This is a genomic window from Reinekea thalattae, from assembly GCF_008041945.1.
Taxonomy (GTDB): domain Bacteria; phylum Pseudomonadota; class Gammaproteobacteria; order Pseudomonadales; family Natronospirillaceae; genus Reinekea; species Reinekea thalattae.
This window is the reverse complement of the sequence record NZ_VKAD01000002.1, coordinates 135,972-154,171: the sequence shown is the minus strand read 5'-3', so window position 1 is coordinate 154,171 and position 18,200 is coordinate 135,972. Positions and strand designations below refer to the sequence as shown.

Below are 18,200 nucleotides of genomic sequence, written 5' to 3'. Positions count from 1 at the left end.
ACAACGGCAATAGCCGCTATAACAGTGAGCATAAAGGCGTTTCGGCGCACTGATTTGATACTTTGCAGCATTGATGGAACTCCTCGCTAAATAGATGGCCTAAGCTTCTATTTTGTAATTTAGAACAGCGACTGAAAGGGCGAATCAAACGGATGAAATACTTACTCATGGGGTTTATCACTGTTGTTATCAGCGGCCTACTATTTAGCCAATTAAGTGCGGAAGAATCCCCAGATAATCGCCAACTGCTTAACTGGCACTCAGATATTTTTCAGGGCCAATTGGCGTGGCTTGAACAACCATCGAGCCAGACAACCAAGGCTACTCTGATTGCGATTCATGGCACTCCCGGCTCTGCCGATGCGTGGCAAGCCTTGATGGCACAGCCGAATATTGCACAACACTATCGCGTTATTGCCATTGACCGCCCTGGCTGGGGCAGCTCGAAAGATGCGCAGCAACGAATGTATCCACAGCTGGCCGATCAGGTGGCATTGATCGAACCGATTATCGAGCACACCAGCTGGAGCGAACAAACCAGCGAAACGCCAACCATTTTAGTCGGCCACTCCTGGGGCGGGCCGGTTGTGTTGGCTCTGGCGCAGCGTTTTCCTGAATTAATCGATGGTATTGTTTTGGTCGCCTCTCCGGCGGACCCAGCCGTCAGCCAACCGCGCTGGTATCATCAGGCGGCTCGGCTGATACCTGTGCAATGGCTCATTGGCCAACGGATGACAGATTCAAACCAAGAAATGCTGACACTCGATGAAGAGCTAGAAAAATTAAAACCCGAGTTAGCCGCCATCAATATGCCGGTTGTGATTTTACAAGGAGAGAAAGACTGGCTGGTCAAATCGCAGAACGCTCTTTATTTACAGCAACAGCTGAGCAATGCACAACTGCAGCTCAAGCTCGATGAAAAGGCCAATCACTTTATTCCGTTTAAAACACCAGAGGTTGTTGCCGACGCGATAGATTGGGTGACCGAGTCAGTGATAGCAAGCGAGCACTAAAAACAAAAAAGCGGTAACGCCATATGACGTTACCGCTTTTTAAGTTTAATTCACCAACGATGGCTGACTGTTAATTACTGTAAAAACCGAATGGCTGTAAAAAATGAATCATTATAAATCACTAATGATCAGAAGGACGCTCCGCCCAGCCAGCAAAAATCTTCTCCAGAATTACCACGATGTAGTACAGCAAAATACCCAATACCGCTAAGGCAATAAGCACAGCAAACATCAATGGATAGTCGGCGTTAATTTTGCCGCTGTCGAACAGATGCCCCAAACCTCGGCCATGCGGTTCTACAATTTCCATCAGGTTAGTACCGATAAAGGCCAACGTTGCCGAAACTTTTAGCGCACCAAAAAACTCTGGCAGTGTTTTAGGTAAAGCGATTTTCCAAAAGATGGTCAACTTCGATGCGCCCAATGCTTTGAGGATATCTTGGTATTCTGGCTCCAATGTTGAAAGCCCAATCGAAACCGACACCGCAATTGGGAAAAACGAAATCATAAAAGCAATAAGCACAGTATTGAAATCATGCTGACCAACAAAGATCAACGCAATTACCGGCACTAATGTCGCTTTCGGTATGGCATTAAAGCCCACCAGCAACGGGTAAAGTGCGCTGCGCATGGTTTTGGAAAAACCCATAACCACACCAAAAAAAACACCAACCACAACCGCCAAGCCAAGACCAACAACGGTGCGCCACAAGGTGTCCCATGAGTATTTGGCAAACAATGCCTTATATTGCCAAAACGCAGGCCAAACATCCGAAGGCGAAGCCATCTTGTAATTCGGCCACTGGTTAAACCAAACCAACCATTCCCACAAGATTAAAAACACAACAATGGCGAGCAGAGGGATCAGTAAGTTTTTCAATTTACTCGACATCGGCCACCTCCTCTTTTCGACCTTGAGCGATTTCTATTTGCTCGCGTAACGTCGCCAGCATTTCTACCGCTTTTGGTGTGTATAAAGAGTTGATAGTGCGATCTTCCGGCAGGTCGACATCCAAAACAAATTGCGTTTTAGCAGGTCGACTCGACAGCACAACCACCTGATCGGCCAAAAAGACACTTTCGCGTAGATCGTGCGTAATCAACAAACCAGTAAAAGGCTGCTTAATTTTGATATCGCGCATCAGCTGCCATAAATCTTCACGAGTAAAGGCATCTAAGGCACCAAACGGCTCATCCAAAATCAACACATCGGGGTTATGAACCAACGAGCGACACAAAGAAGCACGTTGACGCATACCACCAGAAAGCTCCGACGGTCGCTTATGCTCAAAGCCTTCAAGGCCAACCATCTTTAACAGTTTAGCGGCGCGTTTTAGGCGTTGATTATGAGTCAATTCGCTCTTCACGATTTCTAACGGCAAGACAACATTTTGAATAATGCTGCGCCATTCCAACAACACAGGGTTTTGGAACGCCATACCCACCGTTGAGCGTGGAGCTTTAACCGGCTCGCCACCCAAACTGACGGTGCCTTCGTTAGGGAATAGCAAACCAGAAACCAATCGTGTCAGCGTCGACTTACCGCAACCCGATGGTCCGACAACGGCGGTGAATTTACCTTCAGGAATGGTGATATTTAGATCATCCAACACAGGCAGCGGTTGCTGCTGCCCGGTTTGGTAGGCGTGTTTTACGCCTTCAATAGAAATAGAAACAGGCATATAGGCTACTTCATCATTAATAGTTCAGACGCTGGCAAGTAGGCATCGGTAAAGATCGTCGATACGCTAGGCTCACCTTTAAACTCGTAAGTTACAGCAATCTGCTCTAATGCTTTTTCGAAGCGCTCAACATCGATATCGCCTAGACCATTGGCCATAACGTAATCGGTTAAAATGCTGTCTTGTAAAGCCAGCTTTAAACGCCAAGCTTCTAACTCAACATTACCTGCAGGATTACGGTCGATAACCGCTTGCGCGCCAGCCATTGGATCGGCCGCGGCATCTTTAACACCTTCAGCTACTGCAGTTAAAAAGCCAGTAATCACTTCTGGGTTTTTCTCTGCATAATCGGTATTAACAATGATGGCGTTGCCATACAGCGCCAAACCGTAGTCGGCCATTAATAGCGTCGTCAGATCTTCTTCTGGCACACCTAAACGTACTAGGTTCAAGTAAGACGAAAACGAGAAGCCAGTTACGCTGTCGACCTTACCTTCGGCAAGCATTGGCTCACGCGTTGGGAAACCAACAGGTTCGACTTTAATTTTGGACATATCCAAACCGTTTTCTTTTGCGAACACAGGGAATTGCGCCCAAGCGCCATCTGGTGGCGGAGCACCTAATACAGAACCTTCTAAGTCAGCAACCGTCGAGATACCCTGACTTTTACGACCAACAACCGCAAAAGGTGGTTTATCGTAAATCATCATTACAGCAGTCACTGGCGCACCTGGGTTTTGGTCCAAGAATTTTACCAGCGAGTTAATATCAGCAAAGCCTACTGGGTAAGCGCCTGTGGCGACCTTAGGAATAGCGTCTAACGAACCCTGGCCTGCGGAAATTTCAACCGACAAATCCTGATCGGCAAAGTGACCATTATCGACTGCTAAAAAGTAAGGTGCCGATGGCCCTTCAAATTTCCAATCCAATGTGAACGGAAGCTTCACTTCGGCGCTAGCCAACGTACTGGCGAATAATGCCGGAGCTACCAAGCATTTCGAAAACAGAGTTCGCATGTTTTATTCCTCTTTGTTTATTAAATGAACTGCGTCAGTACTTAATAGAGCAAGCAATAGACCCAATATTGACTAATCAGTCAAAAGTATGAGCATTCCGTTTACCATTGATGAGGAAGTAACCAACTTTCATCTTTTTGCCACCCAATTATCAAAGTCCATCACCTAAGTTATTCCTTGAGCGACAAATTAAGAAAAAAACGCACCAAATTGAACAAAAACAGCCCTAACGTTGCACTAAAATGCTCACTTTGATCAGATAGTTGCAAAAAATGACATTGAATATTGCAAAAAAGGAGCAATTCCAATTAAATGTGCCATCAATTCTAAATGGGCTGCCTGAAAACGTTGAAGCAGGCCTATTAACTTGCAAGAAAAGGACTGTTTTTAATGTCATCCCTATTAAGTGTTAATAATTTATCTGTCTCCTTTGCAACCAACGACGGTATTTTCAACGCAGTAAAAGATGTCAGCTTCTCGCTAGAAAAGGGCGAAACGCTTGCCATCGTCGGCGAGTCAGGCTCAGGCAAATCGGTTTCTACCGGCGCGATCATGCGTATTCTGCCGCCCAATGGCTCTGTCTCTGAAGAATCAGAAATCCTTTATAACGGTGAATCGGTGCTCGATTTATCGGAAAAACAAATGTGCGGCTTCCGTGGCAACCGTATCGGTATGATCTTCCAAGAGCCGATGACCTCATTAAACCCTTACCTGCGAGTAGGTGAACAGGTTGCCGAAGCCATTACCACGCACCAGCGCGACATCAGTAAAAAACAGGCCAAAGCGCGTGTGCTTGAGTTGTTTGAACTGGTTCAGTTACCGATGCCAGAAAAGGCTTTCACTAAATACCCACATGAGTTTTCTGGCGGTCAGCTACAGCGCATCATGATCGCAATGGCGTTGATCAACGAACCAGATATTCTTATTGCCGATGAACCGACTACCGCTCTGGACGTTACCGTGCAGATGGAAGTGCTAAACCTGATCCAAGAGATTCAGAAAAAAATCGGCATGTCGATCCTGTTTATCACCCACGATCTAGGTGTGGTGAAGCATTTTGCTGACCGCGTTATTGTTATGCGTTTAGGTGAAGTGGTTGAAACTGGCATCACCAAAGAAGTATTTGAAAACCCTGAGCACGAATACACCAAGATGCTGATTAATTCAGTACCTTCTGGCATGAAAGACCCAAGCGTGACAACCGATAAAGAATTACTCAACGCCAAAGACGTGAAGGTTCAATACCTAGTTAAATCCAGCTTCTTAGGCCGTAAAGATATCTACTTTGATGCAGTTAAAGGCATCTCTCTGGATCTAAAACAGGGCGAAACCTTAGGTGTTGTTGGCGAATCGGGTTCTGGTAAATCGACTCTAGGCCGTGCACTCATTGGTCTATTACCAAGCACTGGCGAAGTTCTATTTAAAGGCCAAGACTTAAGCAAACTAAGCAACAAGCAAAAGCTGGCTCTGAAAAAAGACATCCAAATTGTTTTCCAAGACCCTTACGGTTCGCTCTCGCCACGTATGAACGTTGGTGAAATCATCTCTGAAGGTTTAACCGTACATTACCCAGAACTTTCTAAAGCTGAGCGCCTGACTCGTGCACGTAAAGCGCTAGAAGAAGTCCGTTTAGACCCTGCGATGATCAACCGTTACCCTCACGAATTTTCTGGTGGTCAACGTCAGCGTATCGCGATTGCTCGCGCACTGATTCTAGAGCCGTCGTTCATTGTGTTAGACGAACCAACTTCAGCGCTGGACCGTTCAGTACAATTAACAGTGATTGATTTGTTGCGTGAAATTCAGAAAAACCACCAGATCGGTTTCTTGTTTATCAGCCATGATTTAAGTGTTGTTAAAGCACTGTCCGATCGCGTTCTGGTGATGAAAAACGGTGAAGTACTTGAGCAAGGTACAGCACAAGAAATTTTCGAAAAACCACAACACGATTACACCAAAACATTGATCAACGCTTCATTCGATTTAGACTTGGCCGAAAGCGCCTAAGATCGATAGCCTTGATCAATCGTTGTGAACGATTGCTTTGGCCATGCCAAAGCAATCGATTTTTATCTGCGCTGTACATGTCACATTAAACGAATCACGACTTCATCACTAAACCTAATAAAAAAAGCCTAATAAAAAAGACCTCATAAAAGAGGCTCAATAAAACTGCGAATGATTGAAAGGTTATAATGCCACTTCCTTCACTCACCATGAAAAGTGCGCGATACTTAGGCCGAATTTTTAAATAGGTCGTCGTTTTAATGAGCCATCTAGTGAACTGCCAACGCTATAAAAAAGAACTACCCGGTTTAGAAAAACCGCCCTTTCCCGGCCCTAAAGGCTTAGAAATTTATCAGTCGGTTTCAAAACAGGCATGGAGCGAATGGCAAGAGCATCAAACTCGGCTAATTAACGAAAAGCAATTAACCGTTACCGACCCAAGCGCCCGTAAGTATCTAATGGAACAGATGAATAAATTCCTCAACGGCGAAGAAGTCGACAGCATTGAAGGCTTTGTGCCTACAGATCCGTCAGATAACTAAGCTAAACGAAAACATCGGGCCCTTTATGCTTATCAACATTGCTTAAATTAGTATGACTATTGGCCTATCATTCCATTGCTTAGAATCAATTAACATAAACGACAGTGCCCGTATTATGGCCGCCGTCTTTTAATACCTTTAAATCATCGCTACACAGCCTTGAAATGTCCAAGAAAAGAACAACCTACTTAAGCATTCAGCAGTAATAAGGAGTTAGGATGTCGTTGCAGATTCGATCGCTTGGTTTTGCGGTCTTTATTTTTTTACAAATAGCCCCCTCTCATGCCAACAGCCTAATCAGCGAACATTGGAATTTATTGCTGCAAGAAAACGGTGATTTAGCATCGCAGCAAAAGGTAATCGATTCTGAACAGGCGCAGCTTGAGAACGCCAAAGCCCGTCGCCTACCGACGGTGAACTTTACCAGCCAATACAACTATTTAGACGATGACATTTCGTTGTCGATGGATCTAAGTGCGCTAACAGGTGTACCAGGCAGCACAATGGATTTCGACATCCAAGACCAAGCTTATTGGGACACAGAACTGACCGTCAGCTTGCCAATTTATACCGGCGGAAAAATCAGCGCGGGCATCGACTCAGAACTTGCCGACATCGCCGAAAACATTGCCAAAAAACAGCAGATAGAAGACCAGCTGTTCAGCACTTACATTAGCCGCTATTTGGGTGTCGAGTTAGCGCAGCAAAATTTAGCGACGCGTAAACTGGCTTACGACAATCTACAAAAACACCTCGACCGCGCCATTCGCATGGAGCAAGAAGGCAGCATTGCCCACACCGAACGTTTGCAATCGCAAGTAGAGCGCGACAAGGCGAAACGAGAATGGCAAAAAGCCAACGACGACTACACGCTGGCCAGCGCGGCTTATCAGGCTCTGTTCCGTTCAGAAGTCGCAGCGCCAAGCCAATCGCTCAGCTATGTAGAAATCCCTCTGCCCGATCAAGCCGAAATTACCGAACAGGTTTTGCAACGCTCACCTCTATTGGCACAAGTTGCCGCTAAGCGAGATAAAGCCGATGCTGGAATTAAAGCCAGCAAAGGCGATCGTCTACCGACCGTTGCGTTGTTTGGCATGACTGAATTAGCACGCGATGACCTAACCGAGTTAGAACCTGAATGGGTTGTCGGCGCACAGTTACAGTGGAAGCTGTTTGGCGGCGGCAATCGCAACGCCACCATTCGCAGCTATCAGATGTTAACCACGTCGGCCGATCTTAAATCGCAACAGCTGATGCGCGATCTATCACTTTATACCACCCAATCACTGCTGGCTGTCGATAACGCACGCAATGCCTATTTGTCGTTACAGTCCAGCAAAGAGCTGGCCGATGAAAACCTACGCTTGCAAGAAAAGGCTTTTATTCAGGGTGTCAGTACCGCCTTGGATGAAATTGATGCCCAGCTGATCGTGACCGGCATCGAATTAGAAAGCCACAAAGCGCTGTACGACTACTACACCGCACTGGCTCAGCTTGCTGCGCTGACCGGTGATACCGAACGCTTCTTATCGCTCTTGCAAGGCTTACCCATTACTGCCAGCACGCAACAATAACCTGACTTCGAATTACAGAGATAAATTATGAAACGTCCAACTCGCACGATAACCATCATTTATTTAATCGCCCTTTTAGGCTTTATCTGCTTCGGCTATTTTACTCAGACTCGAAATAGCGCGGATGTGATTCAGGCTCACTTTGATGCACCAGAATTACGTATCAGCGCGAAAATCGCTGGCCGTGTTGGCTCTATCGAAGTCGAAGAAGGTGATGTATTGGCGCCGGGTGATTTAGTCTTCACTCTCGACAGCCCAGAAATCGACGCCAAGCTGACTCAGGTGCAAGCACTAATCGAAGCAAAACAAGCCATGAAGGCCAGAGCCAATCGAGGCGCTCGTGCAGAAGAAGTCGCCATTGCCAAAGACAGCATGCTGCGCGCTCAAGCCGGTGCAGAATTGGCGCAAAAATCACTGGCGCGGTTACAAAATTTATACGACGACGGTCTGGTTTCAGAACAAAAACTCGATGAAGCACAAGCACAGGCGCAATCATCCCAATACTTACTTGAAGCGGCGCAAGAGCAATACCAGTTAGCGTTAAAAGGCACCGAAGAAGAACTCAAAGAAGCCGCCGAAAGTGACTTAAAAGCCGCTCAAGGCCAGCTAGCAGAAGTACAAGCAGCCATCGACGAAACTCGCATCAGCGCAACCGACGCTGGCGAAGTGACCTCCATCTTAATTAATGAAGGCGAAATCGCACCAGCTGGCTTCCCTGTGGTGACATTGATCGACATGCAACAGGCGTACATTCGCTTTCATCTAACGGAAGACCAGCTCTCTTTCTTTACCAAAGGCAGCCAATTCAACGCCTACTTGCCAGCGTTTGATAAAGAAGTCGAGTTTACGGTTTATTACGTATCGAGCATGGGCAGCTACGCTACTTGGCGTGCGTCTAAACCAGGCGATTACGATTTAAAAACCTTCGAAGTTCGCGCTCGCCCAGCCATGATCGACGACAACTGGCGTGCCGGAATGTCTGCCATCATTGAGCTACCCAAGGCTGCCCGATGAAACTATTTATTGCCGGCGTTAAACGCGAATGGCAACGACTATTAACGCAACCCAGCTATTGGGGTGCGCTGCTAGTGTTGCCAGCTGTTTGCGTTATCTGCTTAACCTCGGTATTTAGCGTGCCTGTGGTCAACAATGTGCCGATGGACATTGTCGATATGGATAACTCCGCCGCTTCACGCGATATTATTTTTCGTATCGACTCCAGCCCAAAGGTGCAGCTTGAACGCGTCTTTGCCGAAGCGGACGATGCCGTTAAGCGATTGCATCAGCGTGAAACCTTTGGCTACATGGTGATACCGAGAGATTTAGAACGTAAGCTCGCCACCGGTGAAGCGGTTGAAGTCAACGCTTACGTCAATCAACAAAACTTTATGCTCGGTAATATTTTGTCTGGCGAAGTACTCAGCAACCTCATTCGTAACTCGCTGCAAGAAAGCGCCGTCAACCTTATGGTTTCTGGCCAAAGTTATGACCAAGCCATTGCCAACACGGTACCACTGAATGCCACCGCTCGACGTTTAGGCAACAGCTATTTGAATTACCAAAGCTTTATGCTCGCCAGTATTTTGCCGCACATCTGGCATGTGTTGGTTGTCGTGGTGATCATCATTGCCTTAGGTAAAGAATTTAAAGATGGTACCGTTGCCCAATGGTACGAACACAGCGGCAGTAATCTACTGCTGGCACTGGCCAGCAAGTTGCTGATTCCAACGCTGGTACTGGCACTATGGATTATCGCAATTGATATCTATATTTTTAATGTGCTCGGTGCCGGTTCCTATGCTTCGCTTGGCAGTTTAATTTTTACCGGTCTGTTAACCCAGCTGTGTTATCAAGCCGCCGCCATTACCTTTACCGCGATCAGCAAATCCTATCGGACGGCATTAAGTATGGCGGCGTTCTACACGACGCCAGCCTTTTCGTTCGTCGGTATTACCTTTCCAACCTTTAACATGGACTGGTTCGCCCAAGCATGGCGTGCATTTTTGCCCATCACCAGCCTGATGGAATCGCAAAATGCGATCCTACATTGGCAAGCAGGCTTGAGCGACATACTGCCTTATCTATTACCACTGGCTGGCTACACCCTAATGTTTAGCATACTGGCGGTGGTGGCGCTCAAACCAAGAATTTACCAAAAAGATCTTTGGTTCCAGCATTAGAGGCTTATCAATGAATACCTTTTTACAAGAATGCGCTTGGATTTATCGCCATAAAGGGGTGCTCACCATCCTAATGGCAGTACCAATTGTCTACTCGATGTTTTATCCACTGCCTTACGAACAGGCGGTGGTTAACGAAGTGCCGACCATTATTTGGGATAATGAAAACTCCGATACCAGTCGCGATTGGATATTTCAGATCGACGCCAGCCCTAAGCTCGATGTAATTGCGGTCTTACCGGGCGAGCCGAATCAAGCCGAATTTGAACAGTTTCCCGATGCACAATTTTTTGCTCACTTTCCGGCAAACAGCAGCGTAAAGCTGGCGCACCAACAGCAGGTCGATATCCCCTTTGGTGGTAAAACCGATAACTTTTTGGTCTACAGTACCGCCGCTGGCGCGTTTGCCAGTCTGGTGCAGCAGATCAATACCGACATTCGGCTAAAAACCTTTTATCAGGTTGAAGGCAACGCCATCAGCGCAATCATGTCGGCCAGCCCAATTTCTGCAAACATCAGCAAACTCTATAACGAAGAGGCAAGTTACTATCAGTACTTGGTTCCGGCGGTATTTGTCATGATCGTGCATCAAATTCTGGTCATGGCAATGGGCATGCATTGGGGTTATCGTTTTGAGATGAACCGACCAGTTGGCGACCCGCTTAAGGTTTGGGCCTCGCACCTAATCCTATACAGCTTGCAAGGCTGGGCGCTGATCATTTTCTTTTTCCGCGTCATTCTGCCGCATCAAGGCATTGTATTTAATGGCGACCCCACCGCACTGTTAAATGTATCGCTGCCCTTTATTTTGGGTGCTGTTGGTTTTGGTATGGTTGTTACTGCGGCATTTAAAGAACAAGAAACCGCGCTTATTTGGTGTATACCGCTGTCGGTACCGTTGCTGATGATTTCGGGAATAAGCTGGCCTAATTTAGCAATGCAAGATTGGATAAGTTATTTATCGCAATGGCTGCCATCCACTTGGGGCGTCAACGCTCTTATTGATGTCGCTTATGTCGATCATCAACCCTCGTTGCTGATCGGCTGGCGCAATGCCATCATTTGGTTGAGCTTGGGTTTATTGGCCCGCTATTGGGTGGTTGAGCGCTGGCAGCAATCAGCGAATACAACTGCCGTTGAAGCCAACTAGCAATGAAATATGGGCGACAATCGTCGTCCATTTCACACATTCAATAAGCAATGGCGAATGCCTAACGATAAGCTGGCAGTTAATAGTTGAATCCAGTGCTTAAAATTATCAATTCATTAAATCTTTACTCAACTGTCATAATTCTCCAATAAATATAATCAAAAAGACAAGCTGAAAAGTGCGGCCGCTGAATGCCGCGAAACACGTCGTGATCGCCTTCACCATTACCTTCTAACGTCGTAATGAGCCATTCATTTGTAACAGGCCGACTCGGTGACTGCGATCGAATCGTCATCATACTGACACGAAACTTTCACAATTACCTCATAGATTGCTGACTCCGTTAATTCAGTTCTAAACAGAAACCAAAGGGGTCTCTCCAATGAACAAAATGATTCAGGCAATCATTGCTGGCGTTGTTGTAATCGCAGCGATTGCTTTTTTTGTCGTCAATAACCTTTCTAATAACTCGGCGACTACTGAAGCTTCTGGTCCTGTAGAAGTTCAGTGGTGGCATGCAATGGGCGGTTCACTCGGTGAAACCGTTAACGCCATGGCTGAAGAGTTTAACGCTTCTCAATCTGATTTCATTGTTACGCCTATCTTTAAAGGCAGCTATGAAGAAACCATTACGGCGGGTATTTCTGCATTCCGTTCTGGTGAAGCACCACACATTATTCAGATTTTTGATGCTGGCGCGGCGACAATTATCAACGCTAAAGGCGCGGCAAAATCAGTTGAAGATATCATGACCGAAAACGGTTATGACTTCGACATTACCGATTACATCCAAGGCGTTCGTTACTTCTATGCTGACGCTAACGACAAAATGATTGGCATGCCTTTCAACAGCTCAACGCCAGTGTTGTACTACAACAAAGCGATCCTAGATGAAGCCGGTGTTACACCGCCTAAAACTTGGGAAGAGTTTGAAATGACTGCTGAAAAATTAAAAGCACAAGGTCACATTGCACTTTCTCAATCGCATACACCTTGGATTTTCTTTGAGAACTTCCACTCACGCCACAACCTACAGATTGCCGATAAAGACAACGGCTTCAGTGGTTTACCAACAGAGCTAATGTACAACAACCCAGAATTAACCATGCACTTTGAGCACGTTAAAGAATGGAAAGACAAGGGTTACTACGGCTACTACGGTAAAGCGTGGGGCGACAACCAAAACGCTTTCGTTGCACAAGACGTAGCAATGTGGATCGGCTCTTCTGGTTCATTCGGTGGCCTAAAACAGTCTGCACAGTTTGACTTCGGCACTACTTACCTTCCTTACTGGAATAGCGTTAACAGCAACCCAGGTACAACCTTTATTGGTGGTGCTGCCTTGTTCGCTATGGCCGGCCATACGGATGCAGAATACAAAGCCGTTGCTGCATTTTTTGACTACCTAACCAAAGCCGAAACTCAATACTTCTGGCACGAGCAAACGGGTTATGTACCTATCACTAACGCTGCTTACGAGCTAGCTAAGAAAGACGGTTACTACGCAGCAAACCCAGACGCAGAAGTCGGCATCCAACAGCTTAGCCTACACGGCAGCGAGTGGACAAAAGGCTACCGCATGGGCTTCTACGTTCAAACACGTGAATCTATCTACCGTGAAATGGATCGCCTAATGGCTGGTGAAACCACTGTTGCTGACATGCTAAAAGCAATCGAAACTGACGGTAACCGTAACCTTGAGCGTTTTGCTGAAACCGTTAAGTAAGTTGTTTATCGATCGTTAATTTTATTTAACGTTCGACAAAGAAACAGGTCAGGCTCGTTTTTCGAGCCTGGCTTTATTTATTTATTTAAACCTACAGTAATTCATCTTTTTAAAATAAATCTATCAATAGCCAGATTAAGTGATTCATTCAGATTTATTTTACAAAGGTTTAATTAAGTTCATTTTTAAACAGTGACCGATCGATTTTTTAAAGTTGTCCGCCGATAATCGGCGTTAAGGAAGTAACGGTGTCTAACAAGCGTGTTCAGTTTTCACATTCGGCGATCCCCTATTTATTTATAGCGCCACAGATGTTGATTATCTTGATATTTTTTATCTGGCCTGCGCTGCAAGCCTTTTACCTTAGTTTTATGCTCGAAGACCCATGGGGTCTTTCACGTGAGTTTGTCGGCTTACGCAATTATTTGTATCTGTTTAAATCAAGCGAGTACTTATCAACCTTTTTATTCACCATCTTTTATTCAGCGATGGTTGCTGGTTTGTCGCTTGGCCTTGCGTTAGTGTTGGCAGTTAAAGCCAACGCGGTGATTCGTTTCCAATCGACGTACCGTGTTTTATTGACGTGGGTGTATGCTGTCGCACCTGCGGTTGCGGGTATTACTGCTTATTTTATTTTCAACCGTCACATTGGGGTCATGTACGACCTACTGCTCAGTATGGGTTGGGATTTTTCACCTGAAACCAACGCCTTTGATGCTACCGCGTTATTAATTCTAGTTTCAGTGTGGAAGCAGGTACCCGTAAACTTTGTCTTCTTCTTAGCCGGTTTACAGGGAATTTCTAAAGCTGTACGCGAAGCTGCAGCATTAGATTGCGCCAGTCCGAGCCGTCGTTTTTGGACCATCACATTCCCTCTGTTAGCACCAACGACATTTTTCTTACTGGTGATCAACCTCACCTACGCCTTCTTTGAAACCTTTGGCCTAATCGACACCCTAACACGCGGTGCACCCGGCGGTGCAACCACCACACTGGTTTATAAGGTTTATCAAGATGGCTTCCTCGGTGCAGACTTAGGCTTAAGTTCTGCACAGTCGGTTGTTTTGATGGCGCTGGTGTTATCACTGACCTTTTTCCAATTTCGCTTTATTGAACGCAAAGTTCATTACTAGGTTTTATAGGTAGGTTATTTATGAATCGTTCACATTGGTTAGATCACACCATTCTTTGGGTGGGAATTTTATTTTTATTAACTCCTGTTTGGCTGTTAATTGCTAGCTCAACGCACAGCACGCAAACTATCTTACAAGAAGGCCTGCAGTTTTTACCTGGCAGTGAAGGCTTTGCTGCCTATAAAACAGCTTTAACTAAAGCAACTGGTTTTACTGATACGGCGACCGGTTATCGCATGCTATTAAATTCCACTATCATGGGTTTAGGCTTTGCCATTGGTAAAATTTTAATTTCAATGATGGCTGCTTACGCCTTAGTTTATTTCCGCATTCCATTTGCCGGTTTTTTATTTTGGATTATTTTTAGTACGTTATTATTGCCATTGGAAGTTCGCATTGTACCGTCTTACGATGTGGTCAGTCAGTTAGGTCTACTCAATAGTTATACTGGCCTAATTGTACCGTTAATCGCTTCGGCGACCGCGACTTTTTATTTTCAGCAGTTCTATAAAACCATCCCCAATGAACTTCTCGAAGCTGCCCAATTGGATAATGCTGGACCGTTTCGATTCTTTTTCGACATTTTAGTACCGCTATCAAGAACCATGATTGCGGCCATGTTTATCATCATGTTCGTGGTCGGTTGGAACCAGTATTTATGGCCCATCATGATGACCACAGAAGAATCCTACTACACCATCATTATGGGTATTAAAAATATTTTAAGCGTTATACGTGAAAGCCGTGTACCGGATTTCAACGTCGCCTTTGCATTGGTGGTTTTATCACTCGTGCCACCTGTCGCTGTTGTGATTATTTTCCAGCGCTGGTTTATTCAAGGCTTGGTTGAAAGCGAAAAATAGTACGGCGTTTATACAAATCAACTTTCTAACAAAAAATTATTATTTGGAGGCCTAAAAAATGGGTGCTTTAAAATTGAATAACATTGAAAAAACTTACCCTAACGGCCATCAAGCAGTTAAGGGGTTGTCACTGGAAATAGAACCGGGTGAATTTCTCGTTTTGGTCGGCCCTTCTGGCTGTGGTAAATCGACCATTTTACGTAGTATTGCTGGCCTAGAAGAACTCAGTGCAGGGGAAATTCATATTGCTGACAGTCGTGTCGATGACTTGGTTCCTGCCAAGCGCGACATCGCCATGGTATTCCAAAATTATGCTCTGTATCCACACATGAGTGTCTATAAAAACATGGCCTATGGTTTAAAAAACCGTGGTTATAGCGCCGAAGATATCGACAGCAAAGTGACCAACGCTGCCAAGATGTTGCAGCTGAGTGACTATCTTGATCGAAAACCGAGTCAGCTTTCTGGTGGTCAACGTCAGCGTGTTGCGATGGGCCGAGCAATGGTGCGCAACCCAAAACTGTTTTTGTTCGACGAACCGCTGTCTAATCTAGACGCTCGCTTACGCGCCGAAATGCGCTTAGAGATAAAACAGCTGCAACGTAACTTAGGTACAACATCGGTGTTTGTCACGCACGATCAGGTAGAAGCGATGACTCTGGCTGATCGTTTGGTGGTATTAAACAAAGGTGAAATCCAACAAATCGGTACACCGAAAGAAGTTTACCATCGCCCAAAAAATATATTTGTAGCGACATTCTTAGGTGCGCCATCGATGAATCTTTTACCGGTTGCCGTCAATGATGATAAGCAACTAATACTTGCTGATGGTCAAACAATTAACTTAAAAGATGATTTTAAAGCTTTGCTCAAACCCGGACAGTCATTAGTTTTAGGTATCCGCCCCGAAAATATAGGACTGGCTCAACAAAATACTAAAAACGAAATAGATTTAGAATTTTCTGCTCTACTTTCAGAAGAACTCGGCACTAGCCAATTACTGCATGGCATCGTTGCCAATGAAAAGTTCACGCTCAATATTAAAAACTTTGAGCCCACTGAAAATACTGAATTAAAGATCTTCTTTAAAGGAAAAAACATTCATTTATTCGATCAGAACAGTGGTTTGCGGATTAACTAAAACAGCTTATGAATTAATTGATTCGTGAGATAAAAAAAAGGCCTCACTATGAGGCCTTTTTAATGCTTTCGATTTAAACTTCGGCGTCTTACTAATAACGCTCTCTAACTTATAACGCTCTTAAACTTATAACTTAACTAACAACTTGCCTTTATTGCCGCCGGTTAAAAATAGATTTAAACCGGTCATTGCAGACTCCAAACCTTCAAGTACATGCGCGCGGTATTGGATTTTCCCGGCCTGCACATGAGGCGCAAATTTACCTGCAAGCTCGGCTGCATTATGCAAGTGGTCAGGCATGGTAAAGCCTTGAATGGTTAAACGCTTTTTAATGACATTTAACCAGCTTGGGCCTGCTGCTGGTGTTGCTGTGGTGTAGTCCGCAATAAGGCCACAAACCACAATTCGACCGTGTGCATTCATACGGTTAAACACCGGAATCTGCGCAGCTCCGCCAGTGTTTTCAAAGAAGATATCCACACCCTGTGGTGCAACCTCAGCCAATTTGGCATCAATATCATCGGCTTTATAATCAATGGCAGCATCGAATCCAAACTCGTTGACTAACCATTCGCATTTCTCTTTACCACCGGCAATACCGATAACCGTTAGGCCTTCGGCTTTTGCCATCTGACCGACCATGACACCGACCGAACCTGCAGCACCAGAAACAACAATGGTCTCGCCCGCTTTAGGCTGACCAATATTATAAAAACCTTGGCTTGCAGTAAGGCCAGGCAGACCAAACACTGACAAAGCCATTTCAGCAGGAATAGCTGCATCGATTTTATTGATGCCTGCACCGGTGCTGAGTGCATATTCTTGCCAACCCAGCATGCCCATGACTCGATCACCCACGGCAAAGTCTGGGTGGTTTGACTCAACCACTTCGCCGTAACCGCTTGAGCGCATAACGCTTCCCAGTTCAACCGGCGGAATATAGCTTTCGGTATCAGGGCTCATCCAGCCCAACATGGCAGGGTCCATCGACATATGGGTTTGCTTAATTACAAACTCGCCTGCGCCAGCTTTCGGTAATTCTTTTTTAACAACCTCAAACAACTGCGGGCCAACAGGTTCTGCGCCAGGGCGCGCAATTAGGTGAATAGCGGTATAGCTTGTCATCACAATCGTCCTCATTATTTTGGAATATGGCAGCTATATTAATGAGTTTTTTGGCTAGATATAGACTAGAATATGCGCTTCTTTATTGTCTTTATAGCAATAGTGGTTATGGATGAATTACGCGCAATCAAATACTTTTTAAAAGTCGCCGAAACTGGCAGTTTCACCGAAGCTGCGCACTACTTTAACGTGCCGCCGTCTTCACTTTCACGCCGAGTGTCCGACCTAGAAGCCGACCTCAACACGACTCTGCTACACCGCACCACACGGGTGGTTAAACTCACCGAGGTGGGCAAGCTTTATTACCAGCAAACCTTGGATATTTACCAGCAGCTACACGACGCCAAAGAGATTGTTCGCAGCCATAACACCGAGCCGCAAGGCCTGTTAAGGATTAGCTCATTGGTGAGTTTTGGCGAGCGCCGGCTTTTGCCTCTGCTGGACGAATTTAATCGCCAATATCCGAAAGTCATTTTGGATGTCACACTCAGTGATGAGCTGGCGGTGTTTAGCCGCGACGAAGCCGACATTGCCATTCGCGGCGGCTATGCGCCAAATGAACGCGTTGTTGCAGTGCCGTTGTTAAGCAATAAATTCTATCTGGTTGCCTCACCCAAATACATTGAGCGCTATGGCACGCCGAAAAATATAGACGATTGGCAACACCATAAAGCCATCTGCTTTAAAGGCCCTTCGGGCACCTTGCCTTGGTTAATGCAACAGCAAGGTCAGTGGAAAAAAGTAGCTATTGAACCGATCGCCATGTCCAACAATGTGCCATGGTTGGTGAGTAAGGCGGTTAATGCAGAAGGCATTTTATTAGCGCCGCGCTGGTGCATTCAGCCTAATATTGAGAGCGAAGAATTAGTCGAGTTAGGAATTAAACCTGAGCTGTTTGTTCGGCCTTCGTCTGATGCCGGTAGTATTTATTTGCTCTACCAAAAGCAGCAATACCAACAGGCAAAGATTAAAGCCGCAGTCGATTTTTTAACCGAGCGGCTTAAAGGGTCGCTCTAAAGGCTATCGGTTATAGCCTTTAGAGTTGATG

Annotated in this window: 16 protein-coding genes; 12 read left to right on the top strand and 4 right to left on the bottom strand. The window is 45.6% G+C overall.

The features are described 5' to 3' along the window. Positions 1-152 precede the first annotated feature (152 nt). Positions 153-1,013, top strand: a complete 861-nt coding sequence (locus tag FME95_RS11025; protein ID WP_147714541.1) for an alpha/beta fold hydrolase — start codon at positions 153-155, stop codon at positions 1,011-1,013. A gap of 121 nt (positions 1,014-1,134) precedes the next feature. Here the strand turns inward: FME95_RS11025 and FME95_RS11020 are convergent, their stop codons facing one another. From FME95_RS11020 to FME95_RS11010, 3 genes are read right to left on the bottom strand one after another with little or no spacing between them, the layout of a single operon-like run. Beyond that, entirely contained in the window at positions 1,135-1,905 is a 771-nt protein-coding gene (locus FME95_RS11020; protein ID WP_147714540.1) for an ABC transporter permease, read from the bottom strand. Next, a complete protein-coding gene (locus tag FME95_RS11015; RefSeq protein ID WP_147714539.1) occupies positions 1,895-2,695 on the bottom strand; it encodes an ABC transporter ATP-binding protein in 801 nt (266 codons plus the stop codon). Before FME95_RS11015 ends, FME95_RS11020 begins: the two co-directional genes overlap by 11 nt. A gap of 5 nt (positions 2,696-2,700) precedes the next feature. Further along, positions 2,701-3,711, bottom strand: a complete 1,011-nt coding sequence (locus tag FME95_RS11010) for an ABC transporter substrate-binding protein (RefSeq protein ID WP_147714538.1) — start codon at positions 3,709-3,711, stop codon at positions 2,701-2,703. 390 nt (positions 3,712-4,101) lie between these two features. Here FME95_RS11010 and FME95_RS11005 point away from each other — a divergent pair, with 390 nt between their 5' ends. The 10 genes from FME95_RS11005 (at position 4,102) to FME95_RS10960 (ending at position 16,027) form a co-directional block, all read left to right on the top strand. Next, positions 4,102-5,718: an ABC transporter ATP-binding protein gene (locus tag FME95_RS11005; RefSeq protein WP_147714537.1), complete on the top strand. Its 1,617-nt coding sequence runs from the start codon at positions 4,102-4,104 to the stop codon at positions 5,716-5,718. Between the two features lie 260 nt (positions 5,719-5,978). Beyond that, complete coding sequence (locus FME95_RS11000; protein ID WP_147714536.1) at positions 5,979-6,260, top strand: oxidative damage protection protein; 282 nt, start codon at positions 5,979-5,981, stop codon at positions 6,258-6,260. A gap of 218 nt (positions 6,261-6,478) precedes the next feature. Next, a complete protein-coding gene (locus tag FME95_RS10995; RefSeq protein WP_147714535.1) occupies positions 6,479-7,834 on the top strand; it encodes a TolC family protein in 1,356 nt (451 codons plus the stop codon). A 27-nt stretch (positions 7,835-7,861) separates the two neighbouring features. Further along, complete coding sequence (locus tag FME95_RS10990) at positions 7,862-8,848, top strand: HlyD family secretion protein (RefSeq protein WP_147714534.1); 987 nt, start codon at positions 7,862-7,864, stop codon at positions 8,846-8,848. Further along, positions 8,845-10,014 (top strand): ABC transporter permease, encoded by a 1,170-nt coding sequence (locus tag FME95_RS10985; protein WP_147714533.1) that lies wholly within the window; start codon positions 8,845-8,847, stop codon positions 10,012-10,014. The genes FME95_RS10990 and FME95_RS10985 overlap by 4 nt, the downstream gene beginning before the upstream one ends. Before the next feature lie 10 nt (positions 10,015-10,024). Continuing rightward, the gene (locus FME95_RS10980) at positions 10,025-11,164 is read left to right on the top strand and encodes an ABC transporter permease (protein ID WP_147714532.1); all 1,140 of its coding nucleotides are present in this window, start codon (positions 10,025-10,027) and stop codon (positions 11,162-11,164) included. A gap of 382 nt (positions 11,165-11,546) precedes the next feature. After that, positions 11,547-12,890 (top strand): extracellular solute-binding protein, encoded by a 1,344-nt coding sequence (locus FME95_RS10975; protein ID WP_147714531.1) that lies wholly within the window; start codon positions 11,547-11,549, stop codon positions 12,888-12,890. Between the two features lie 248 nt (positions 12,891-13,138). Beyond that, the gene (locus FME95_RS10970) at positions 13,139-14,023 is read left to right on the top strand and encodes an ABC transporter permease (RefSeq protein WP_222709975.1); all 885 of its coding nucleotides are present in this window, start codon (positions 13,139-13,141) and stop codon (positions 14,021-14,023) included. A 20-nt stretch (positions 14,024-14,043) separates the two neighbouring features. Then, the gene (locus tag FME95_RS10965) at positions 14,044-14,886 is read left to right on the top strand and encodes an ABC transporter permease subunit (protein ID WP_147714530.1); all 843 of its coding nucleotides are present in this window, start codon (positions 14,044-14,046) and stop codon (positions 14,884-14,886) included. Positions 14,887-14,944: 58 nt separating this feature from the next. After that, positions 14,945-16,027, top strand: a complete 1,083-nt coding sequence (locus FME95_RS10960; protein ID WP_147714529.1) for an ABC transporter ATP-binding protein — start codon at positions 14,945-14,947, stop codon at positions 16,025-16,027. Positions 16,028-16,153: 126 nt separating this feature from the next. Here FME95_RS10960 and FME95_RS10955 read toward each other — a convergent pair whose 3' ends face one another. Beyond that, complete coding sequence (locus FME95_RS10955; protein ID WP_147714528.1) at positions 16,154-17,152, bottom strand: NADP-dependent oxidoreductase; 999 nt, start codon at positions 17,150-17,152, stop codon at positions 16,154-16,156. Positions 17,153-17,224: 72 nt separating this feature from the next. Between FME95_RS10955 and FME95_RS10950 the strand changes: the two genes are divergently transcribed. Then, positions 17,225-18,169 (top strand): LysR family transcriptional regulator, encoded by a 945-nt coding sequence (locus tag FME95_RS10950; RefSeq protein ID WP_246109367.1) that lies wholly within the window; start codon positions 17,225-17,227, stop codon positions 18,167-18,169. Positions 18,170-18,200: the final 31 nt, after the last annotated feature.